12 protein-coding genes are annotated in these 8,396 nt (G+C 70.4%); 6 read left to right on the top strand and 6 right to left on the bottom strand.

Translation table 11 applies throughout. The annotated features are described in order from the left end of the window. Positions 1-319, top strand: a 319-nt coding sequence (locus C1I98_RS41900; protein ID WP_158558241.1) for a hypothetical protein, incomplete at its 5' end; no start/stop codon positions are given. 9 nt (positions 320-328) lie between these two features. Here the strand turns inward: C1I98_RS41900 and C1I98_RS30785 are convergent. From C1I98_RS30785 to C1I98_RS30775, 3 genes are all read right to left on the bottom strand, one after another. Next, positions 329-829, bottom strand: coding sequence for a hypothetical protein (locus tag C1I98_RS30785; RefSeq protein WP_111170887.1), 501 nt, complete (start codon positions 827-829; stop codon positions 329-331). A 253-nt stretch (positions 830-1,082) separates the two neighbouring features. Next, positions 1,083-2,000, bottom strand: a complete 918-nt coding sequence (locus C1I98_RS30780; protein ID WP_111170886.1) for a TIGR03619 family F420-dependent LLM class oxidoreductase — start codon at positions 1,998-2,000, stop codon at positions 1,083-1,085. Positions 2,001-2,093: 93 nt separating this feature from the next. Continuing rightward, a complete protein-coding gene (locus C1I98_RS30775; protein WP_146607735.1) occupies positions 2,094-2,348 on the bottom strand; it encodes a hypothetical protein in 255 nt (84 codons plus the stop codon). Positions 2,349-2,526: 178 nt separating this feature from the next. On the opposite strand from C1I98_RS30775, the gene C1I98_RS30770 reads away from it, so the two are divergent. Beyond that, a complete protein-coding gene (locus C1I98_RS30770) occupies positions 2,527-3,129 on the top strand; it encodes a class I SAM-dependent methyltransferase (RefSeq protein ID WP_111170884.1) in 603 nt (200 codons plus the stop codon). A 3-nt stretch (positions 3,130-3,132) separates the two neighbouring features. Here the strand turns inward: C1I98_RS30770 and C1I98_RS30765 are convergent, their stop codons facing one another. Continuing rightward, entirely contained in the window at positions 3,133-3,510 is a 378-nt protein-coding gene (locus C1I98_RS30765) for a VOC family protein (RefSeq protein WP_199537332.1), read from the bottom strand. A 129-nt stretch (positions 3,511-3,639) separates the two neighbouring features. Between C1I98_RS30765 and C1I98_RS30760 the strand changes: the two genes are divergently transcribed. Then, on the top strand, positions 3,640-4,293 hold the full coding sequence (locus tag C1I98_RS30760; RefSeq protein ID WP_111170882.1) for a phosphotransferase: 654 nt from the start codon (positions 3,640-3,642) through the stop codon (positions 4,291-4,293). 296 nt (positions 4,294-4,589) lie between these two features. Then, positions 4,590-6,494, top strand: a complete 1,905-nt coding sequence (locus C1I98_RS30755; RefSeq protein WP_111170881.1) for a glycoside hydrolase family 15 protein — start codon at positions 4,590-4,592, stop codon at positions 6,492-6,494. Here the strand turns inward: C1I98_RS30755 and C1I98_RS30750 are convergent. Beyond that, positions 6,463-7,053 carry a histidine phosphatase family protein gene (locus C1I98_RS30750; RefSeq protein WP_111170880.1) on the bottom strand — a complete coding sequence of 197 codons (591 nt, stop codon included), beginning with the start codon at positions 7,051-7,053 and terminating at the stop codon, positions 6,463-6,465. The two genes, C1I98_RS30755 and C1I98_RS30750, sit on opposite strands and share 32 nt — an antisense overlap. Before the next feature lie 57 nt (positions 7,054-7,110). Between C1I98_RS30750 and C1I98_RS30745 the strand changes: the two genes are divergently transcribed. Together C1I98_RS30745 and C1I98_RS45400 are read left to right on the top strand one after the other, a co-directional pair. After that, on the top strand, positions 7,111-7,464 hold the full coding sequence (locus tag C1I98_RS30745; RefSeq protein WP_199537331.1) for a hypothetical protein: 354 nt from the start codon (positions 7,111-7,113) through the stop codon (positions 7,462-7,464). Next, positions 7,457-7,642 (top strand): GNAT family N-acetyltransferase, encoded by a 186-nt coding sequence (locus C1I98_RS45400; RefSeq protein WP_199537330.1) that lies wholly within the window; start codon positions 7,457-7,459, stop codon positions 7,640-7,642. Before C1I98_RS30745 ends, C1I98_RS45400 begins: the two co-directional genes overlap by 8 nt. Here C1I98_RS45400 and C1I98_RS30740 read toward each other — a convergent pair. Continuing rightward, positions 7,626-8,396, bottom strand: a 771-nt coding sequence (locus tag C1I98_RS30740; RefSeq protein ID WP_146607734.1) for an MFS transporter, incomplete at its 5' end; no start/stop codon positions are given. The genes C1I98_RS45400 and C1I98_RS30740 overlap by 17 nt on opposite strands.

The following is an 8,396-nucleotide window of genomic DNA, read 5'->3' as shown; positions in this document are numbered from 1 at the left end:
GGGGGAGACGGGGGCGGCCAGGGAGTTGTTCCTGGAGGCGTTCGCCGCGGCCAGGAAGATCGGCGACCCGCTGAGCACGGCGTGGGCCGTCGAGGGCCTGGCGGCGACCGTCCCGGCCGAGGAGGCGGCCAGGCTGCTGGGGCTCGCCGCGGCCGCCCGTGCCGCGGCGGGCGTACCGATCACCCGGCAAGAACGGGACGACATCGAGCGCATCGCCGAGCAGGCCGAACGCGCGCTGGGCGCGGAGTCGTTCGCCGCCGCCCACGCGCTCGGCGGCGGGCAGGGGTTCGACGACGTGCTGTCCGGCGATGAGTCGTAAAGCTCGCGGTCAGGCCCCGGGGGTCGGCCCGCCGCGGACCATGGCGAGCCGGCCTGCCAGGATGCGGTTCTCCGCCAGGCGCGGGTAGGCGGCCATCAGGCCGTCGGCGTGCCGGGTCAGCGAGTCGCGGGCCAGGTTCAGCAGGTCGCCGTACGGCACGACGGCGATCCCCCGCGCGTAGGAACTGGACACCAGCACCCGGCCGTCGTCGAAACGCAGGCTGAGCCATTCGTCGTCTTCGAGGAAGTCCATGGACATGCGACCGGCCGCCGGGAGGCCGGAAAGCCGCCAGGCGAAGCCGATCGCGAAGCTCAGCGTCGCCACCCAGCCGAACCTGGTGCGGAAATTCACGCCGTCGAGCCGCAGATCCACATCACCGACGAAGCAGGAGAAGAAGAGCTGGTATCCGGGCGCGGTGGCGAGGTCGAGTTCGTCTTCCCGTTTGCGGTGCTCAGGGTCGTCGCGAACGCTGAAATTCAGCGCGAGTTCGGCGGACTTGTCGTGTGGCATGTGAATGTGGCGGGGGGTCGGGTGGCGAATGGGCGATGAAGAGCGCGAATGGGCGATGAAGGGCGCAACGAACCGCGAAAGGCCGGAAGAGGCCACGGCTTTCGGCACGGGATTCGCCGGCCACGCCCCGCGCCCGCGCGCGGGGTCGCCACGGCGGGACAGGCTTCCGGGCAGCCTTCCGGTCCTTGTCGGAGAACACGCAGAAGTCACCACAGTATCACTTGGCGACTTTTCCATCGCGGTTCTCCGCGTTTTATCGGCGCACTTCTCCGCGATCGAGGTCGAGGATGGCGTCGGCCACCGTGCGCAGCATCCGCCGGTCCTCCTCGGGCGGGCGCATCTCCGCGGGAGTGCCCGGGTAGGTGTCGAACAGGACATGTTCCGCGCCGAGGTCGGCGAGCGCCAGCAGGTCGCCGTGGATCTGGCCGAGTGTGCCCTGCCCGGCCAGGCGTTCGTCCTCGGGCAGCGGCGAGCCGGTGACCCGCAGCGGGAGGCGCGGGGCGAAGGCCGGGACGGGACGGCCGGCCTCCACGGCCATCGCCCGCAGGGCGGGAAGCCTTTCGCGGATCTGGGCCGGGCGGAGGTTCAGCGGGTGCCAGGCGTCGCCGTACCGCACGGTACGGCGCAGCGCCGCTCCGCTGGGCCCGCCGAGCCAGATCGGCGGCCGGCGGCGGCCCGCCGAGGCCGAGCCCACCGACACCTCCTCGAAGGCGACGTGCTCGCCCGTGAAGGACACCACGTCCTCGGTCCAGCAGCGCCTGATCACCTCCAGGTACTCGTCGGTGATCGCCCCGCGCCGCTCGAACGGCACCCCGAGCGCCGCGTACTCCCGCCTGGCCCAGCTCACCCCGACCCCGAAGATCAGCCGTCCGCCGCTGTACTCGTCGATGTCGGCCGCCATCCGCGCGACCTCCAGCGGATGCCGGAAGGGCAGCACCACGACCGTCGTGCCGAGGGCGATCCGCGACGTGCGCCCGGCCAGCCACGCGAGCGCGGTGAACGGATCGTAGAACGGGGCCGGGTACTGCTTCGCCACGTCCGGGGTCACCGCCAGGTGGTCGGAGATCATCGCGAAGTGGAACCCCTCGTCCTCGGCGAACCGGGCCCAGCCGAGCAGCGTGCCGGCATCGGTGCCCGGGCCGAAGTTGAGAATGTTGACGCCGAATTTCATTGACTCTCCGATGATCGCTCGTCGCCTGACGGGCGTGCGGGGCGGCGGGCACGGTGGCGTGCCGTAGCGGGGGCTACGAGCGGTGCCGGAGCGTCAGAGGGTGTGGACGAAGCGCGTGGCGTCGTCGTGGGACATGCCGGTCTCGCCCCTGACGAGCATGATCGCGCGGTCGGCGTGCCCTGTGGACTTCAGCGCCCGCGCCCGCGCCGCGAGATCGGGCTCGCGCGGGGGCGGCCTGCGGCCGCCGGCGAGCCGCACCGCGAGCAGGATCAAGCCGATCGTCAACGCCGCGATGAATCCGAAGACGACCATGATGATCACTAATTCGATCGGGCCCAGATTCGGCACTACCCGATGATACGTCGCACCGCCCGCGAAAGAGCACGCCAATCGCCGCCCGGAGTTTCGTATCGCCCCGCCAACCATTAATGCTAAATACCGAAAAATACTCCAAAATCCCCAAATGCGGCTTCATTGCCCCTACCCCCCGAGACCACCGCACACCCGGTGATACCCTCCCACACCCATGGGGTTCGACCACAATGACCACTACCACCCCTTGCTCCTCCGCAGCCTCCCCCGGGACGCGCGGACGGCCCTCGACGTCGGGTGCGGCACCGGCCGCTTCGCCCGCAGGCTCGCCGCGCACGGCCTGGAGGTGGACGCGCTCGACCCCGCCCCCGAGGTGATCGAGGACGCCGAGCGGGTCTCGCCCTCCGCCGCGATCCGCTACCAGGTCGCGGACATCACCGAGATCGCGCTCCCCGCCGCCCGCTACGACTACATCTCCTGCCTGGCCAGCCTGCACCACATGCCGTTCGAGACGGTCACCCGGCTGCGCGCCGCGCTCGCCCCCGGCGGCGTACTGGCCGTCCTCGGCTGCTACGCCGAACGCACCCCCGCCGACTACGCCGTCAGCCTGGCCGCCGTACCGGTCAACGCCGTGGCCCGCCTCGCCACCGCAGTGGTACGCGGTCCGGGCGGCACCGCGGTGCGCGCGCCGGTGAAGGGGCCCGCGATGAGCCTGCCCGAGATCAGGCAGGCCGCCGCCCGGCTGCTCCCCGGCGCGTCCGTCCGCCGCCTGCTCTTCTGGCGCTACCTCCTGCTGTACCGCGCCGGAACGCCTTGACGCTCAGGTGGCCTCGGGCTCGGCCACCGGGGTGGAGACGTCGATGATGAGCCCGTTGGGGTCGGCCAGCAGGCAGCTTCGCTGCCCGTAGAACAGGTCGCGCGGCGGGGCGACCACCGGGACGCCCTTGATGATGGCGCTCTTGTAGACCGTGTCCACATCGTCCACCACGATCGTGAGAATCACGCCCTGCGGTGGGTAGCGGACCTCCACCGGCACCAACTCGTGGTCACGCCGCCAGATACCGATCTCCCGCTTGGGCTCGCCGGGCGCGGAGAGGTTGATGAACCAGTCCGATTCGTAGTTCACCGCGAATCCCAGCAGCCCGACATAGAAGTCGCGGGTCTCGGCGAGCCGATCGGACACGATGTTGGGCAGCACTCGATCAATCATGCGGCCCCACTACCCGGCATCACCCGCCGCACCCTTCGAGCCCCGCCCAAGTATGGGTAGATTCACACACTAGCGATACACGCTCGCGCTTCGCGCACTCGGCCCTACTCTGGTGTGATGACGGCACCTATCGCCTCCGGCCGTACCGCCGACATATACGCCATCGGCGGCGGACGGGTGCTGCGCCGCTATCGGCAAGGCGGTGACGTCGCCCGGGAAGCGCAGATCATGGCCTATGTGCGGGACGGTGGATTTCCCGTACCGGAGGTCTTCTCCGCACACGGCGACGAAATGGCCATGGCCCGGGTCGACGGCCCGACCATGACCGACGCATTGCTCGCGGGCAAGCTGCCGTCCCAGGAGGGCGGCGGGACGCTGGCCGGTCTGCACAACCTGCTGCACCGGCTGCCCGCACCCGGCGGCGACGAGGCCGTCATCCACCTCGTCCTCCACCCGGGCAACGTGATCCTGGGCGAGGACGGCCCGGTGGTGATCGACTGGCGCGACGCCGGGGAGGGGCCCGCGGACCTCGATCTCGCGATGTCCGCGCTGATCCTCGGCATGGTGGCGGTCACCGGACCGGTGAAGATCGCCCATCAGGCGACCGCCGTCCTCGACGGGTTCCTGCCGGCGGCCGAGGGCGATCCGGCGAGGATGCTCGACCGGGCCGTGGCGATGCGCGCCGTCAATCCCAGGCTCACCGAGCACGAGATCGCCGGCCTGGACGGCGCGGCCGGCCTCGTACGACGGCGAGCCGGGCTGACCACCTGAACCGGTCGAACCGGTTGAGCCGGTCGAATCACAGAAAGCACAAGAAGCAGAAGTACCAAACGAACCATGTGAATCAGATCAATCAGTTCAATTATTCGAATTAGTCGAACCGTGAGGCGGCAGCCATGACCGAACCCTTTTCGGCGAGATGGCCCGGGCGCTGTTCCGATGACGCGGCGCAGGGGTCACTCCGGGGTGAATACCGGGTCGACACGGGCGTATGGGCACGATGGAATCAATCACCTCAAGCGGATCGCGTCGGACCGCTGCACCAGCACGATTGGAGTAATCCAGGCATGGACGGCATCAGCGGATCTTCTGCATTTCCGCCGATCGGTGACTACGGTTTCCTGTCCGACTGCGAGGTAACGGCCCTCGTAGCGCCGAGCGGGAACATCGAGTGGCTATGCCTGCCGCGCCTGGATGCGCCCAGCGTGTTCGGAGCAGTGCTGGATAGAGGGGCGGGCGGCTTCCGGCTCGGCCCCGCCGACATCCGGGTGCCCGCGGCCCGCCGATACATTCCCGGCACCATGGTGCTGGAGACCAGTTGGGGTACCGCCACCGGCTGGATCATCGTCCGTGATGTACTGCTCATGGGGCCCTGGCACCATGAGGATGAGCTTTCGCGCACCCACCGAAGAGCGCCCACCGACTATGACGCCGAGCACGTGCTGCTGCGCACGGTCCGCTGCGTGAGCGGCGAGGTGCAGGTCACGCTGGACTGCGAGCCGGTGTTCGACTACGGCAGGCAGGCCGCCACCTGGTCCTACACCGACCGCGGCTACCACCAGGGCGTGGCCCGCGCCGAGGACGTCGGCCTTGAGCTGAAGCTGACCACCGACATGCGGCTCGGCTTCGAGGCGGGCAAGGCCATGGCCCGCACGCTGCTCAAAGAGGGCGAGACCCGCTATGCCGCACTATCGTGGACCGAGCACGAGCCGCCGCACGACTTCCGTGAGGCGTACGAACGACTGGTGTGGACCGCCCACCACTGGCAGCACTGGCTGGCCAGGGGCGACTTCCCCGACCACCCGTGGCGGAGCTTCCTGGAGCGCAGCGCGCTCACGCTGAAGGGCCTGACGTTCGCGCCGACCGGCGCGCTGGTGGCGGCGGCCACCACGTCGCTGCCGGAGACCCCGGGCGGGCAGCGCAACTGGGACTACCGCTTCAGTTGGATCCGCGACTCCACGTTCGCCCTGTGGGGCCTTTACACGCTGGGGTTCGACTGGGAGGCCGACGACTTCTTCTGGTTCATCGCGGACGTGGCCGAGCGGGACAAGGACCTGCAGATCATGTACGGCGTGGACGGCGAGCGCGACCTGCACGAGGAGACGCTCGACCACCTGCACGGCTATGAGGGCGCCAAACCGGTCAGGATCGGCAACGGCGCCTACAACCACCGCCAGAACGACGTGTGGGGCGCGATCCTCGACTCCTTCTACATCCACATCAAGTCGCGCGACGGCCTGGACGAGCGGATCTGGCCCATCATCAAGCGCCTGGTGGAGTCGGCCATCACGCACTGGCGGGAGCCGGACCGAGGGATCTGGGAGGTCCGCGGCGAGCCCAAGCACTTCACCTCCTCCAAGGTGATGTGCTGGGTGGCGACCGACCGGGGCGCGCGGCTGGCCCGGCTGCGCGAGGAGCCCGAACTGGCCGACCGGTGGCAGAAGGTCGCCGACGAGATCCACGCGGACGTCTGCACGCGCGGGGTCTCCGCCGACGGGATCTTCCGCCAGCACTACGACACCGACGCGCTGGACGCCTCGCTGCTGCTCATCCCGCTGGTGCGGTTCCTGCCCCCGGACGACGCCCGGGCGAAGGCGACGGTGCTGGCCATCGCCGACCATCTGACGGTCGATGACCTGGTGCTGCGCTATCTCACCGACGAGACCGACGACGGCATGACCGGCCATGAGGGCAGCTTCACCATCTGCTCGTTCTGGCTGGTCTCGGCGCTGGTGGAGATCGGCGAGCTGGACCGGGCGCGGCGGCTGTGCGAGAAGCTGCTGTCGTTCGCCAGCCCGCTCGGCCTGTACGCCGAGGAGATCAACCCGGTCAACGGCCGCCACCTGGGCAACTTCCCGCAGGCGTTCACCCACCTGGCCCTGATCAACGCGATCATCCACATCATCAGGGCCGAACAGCAGCAACTGGCCGTGCCGTCGATCACGACGAACGGCGGCCAAGAACGGGTGTGATCCCATCGGGCGGCAGGTAGGGCGCGGGCACGGTGTAGGTCCAGCCCTCCTGCCACCCGAAGGGCGCGTCCACCAGGTCCTCCAGCGCCTCGCCGTGCAGCAGGTGCTGGAGGCCCCACCGGTTGGCCGAGTGGGCGATGACCAGCACCCGCGCGCCGTCCCATGACGCGGTGAGATCGCCCGGGAAGGCGGTGGTCTCGGCGACCACCTGCCGGTAGCTCTGCCCGCCGGGCCACGGCCGGTCGATGTACTCGGCGCGCCTGCCCGCCAGGCGCGCCACGGGCCCGCCGTTCCGTTCGCCGTAGTCGCACTCGCGCAGCCGCCGGTCCTGCCGGGCGCTCGCCGCCGAGCCGGCGAACGCGATCTCCGCGGTCTGCACGGCACGGCGCAGGTCGGAGCTGAACACCACGTCGATGCCGTCGTCACGGCGCCGCTCGCCCAGCTCGGCGGCGAGCGCCCGGCCACGCGCGGACAGCTCCCCCGGCAGCCATCCCGTCGCGATGCCCGTCTCGTTGTCGGTCGTGATCGAGTGCGTCTCATAGACCAGCGTCACCGCCACAGTCGGTTCCTTTCGCCCGTCCGGTCCCTCCTATGACAACCTGGGGCGGTGCAGACCGTGATGAATCTCGCTGCGGGCGAAAGAACCTATACCCTCCGGCGCGCGGTCGCGGCCGACATCCGGCCGATCGTCGCGCTGCCGGCCGCCGACCAGCTCGGCGCGACCCGCGAGGGCGCGGACGGCGACGACTGGACCGCGTACGAGCACGCGTTCGCCGCCATCGACGCCGACCCGGCGCACCTGCTGCTCGCCGTGACCGCCCCGCCCGGCGGCGAGGTCGTCGGCACCATGCAGCTCAGCTTCCTGCCTGGCTCGCCGCGGCGCGACCCGGGCCCCGCGAGGTTGTCAGCGCCCGAGCCTCGACGCGCCAGCGTCGCAGTAAACCGAGCTCGAAGCAGTTCGCGTGCATGAGCGGCACCGTGGCGACGGCCTCGGCGCGGCGATGATCTCCTGGGCGATCGGCGAGGCCCGCCGCAGGGGTTGCGCGCTGGTCCAGCTCACCAGCGACGAGAGCCGCTCGGACGCCCACCGCTTCCACACCCGTCTCGGCTTCACCGCCAGCCACGAGGGCTTCAAGCTGGCACTTTGACCCGCGTCGCGGGCAGGCGGGCGGCGTTGCGGACGACGGGGCCGATGGCCAGCCCCGAGAGCAGGAACGCCGCGCCCAGGGTCAGCCAGCCCGCGGTGCCCCAGCCGAGCAGCATGGTGGTCAGCAGCAGGGGACCGAGCATCCGGGCGATCTGCGGGGCCATGCCGTAGAAGCCCTGGTACTGCCCGTGCCTGCCGTCGGGGGCGAGCGCGAAGCTCAGTTCCCAGCCGCCCGCGCCCTGCATCATCTCGCCGAACACCTGGATCACCGCGGCGGCGAGCAGTACGGCGATGGCGGCGGCCGTCCCGATGGGTGCGCCGGACAGGGCGTACACCGCACAGGCGGCGAACATCAGCAGGCCCGCGCGGCGGATCGCGGTGGCGGCGGTACTCGGTCCGGTCACCGGCCGGGCCAGGCGCACCTGGAACAGCACCACGCTGATCATGTTCACCATGAGCAGCGCGGCGGCCAGCCACGCGGGGGCGTCGGTACGGTGCACGATCCACAGCGGCAGGCCCAGGCTGAGCAGCGGCATGTTCAGGTACATGACCGCGTTCAGCAGCGTGATCAGGGCGTACGGCCGGTCTCGCAGTACGGCCAGCCGTGGCTCGCCGGCCGCGATCGGCGGCGCGGGCGGCACCTCGGGCAGCCCACGCAGCACCAGCGTGGCGGCGATGAAGCACACCGCGTCCGCCACGAACACCGCCAGGTAGGCGGCCTCGGTGTCCACCGACAGGGCCAGCCCGCCCAGCCC

The sequence above is a fragment of the Spongiactinospora gelatinilytica genome (assembly GCF_003236385.1).
GTDB classification, from domain to species: Bacteria; Actinomycetota; Actinomycetes; order Streptosporangiales; family Streptosporangiaceae; genus Spongiactinospora; species Spongiactinospora gelatinilytica.
Note: the sequence above shows the minus strand (reverse complement) of the source record. Positions and strands in the feature narration are given on the sequence as shown.

Coding starts and splice junctions, on each gene's coding strand:
- C1I98_RS30785 (WP_111170887.1), bottom strand. CDS start 829: ATGCCACACGACAAGTCCGCCGAACTCGCGCTGAATTTCAGCGTTCGC.
- C1I98_RS30780 (WP_111170886.1), bottom strand. CDS start 2,000: ATGAAATTCGGCGTCAACATTCTCAACTTCGGCCCGGGCACCGATGCC.
- C1I98_RS30770 (WP_111170884.1), top strand. CDS start 2,527: ATGGGGTTCGACCACAATGACCACTACCACCCCTTGCTCCTCCGCAGC.
- C1I98_RS30760 (WP_111170882.1), top strand. CDS start 3,640: ATGACGGCACCTATCGCCTCCGGCCGTACCGCCGACATATACGCCATC.
- C1I98_RS30755 (WP_111170881.1), top strand. CDS start 4,590: ATGGACGGCATCAGCGGATCTTCTGCATTTCCGCCGATCGGTGACTAC.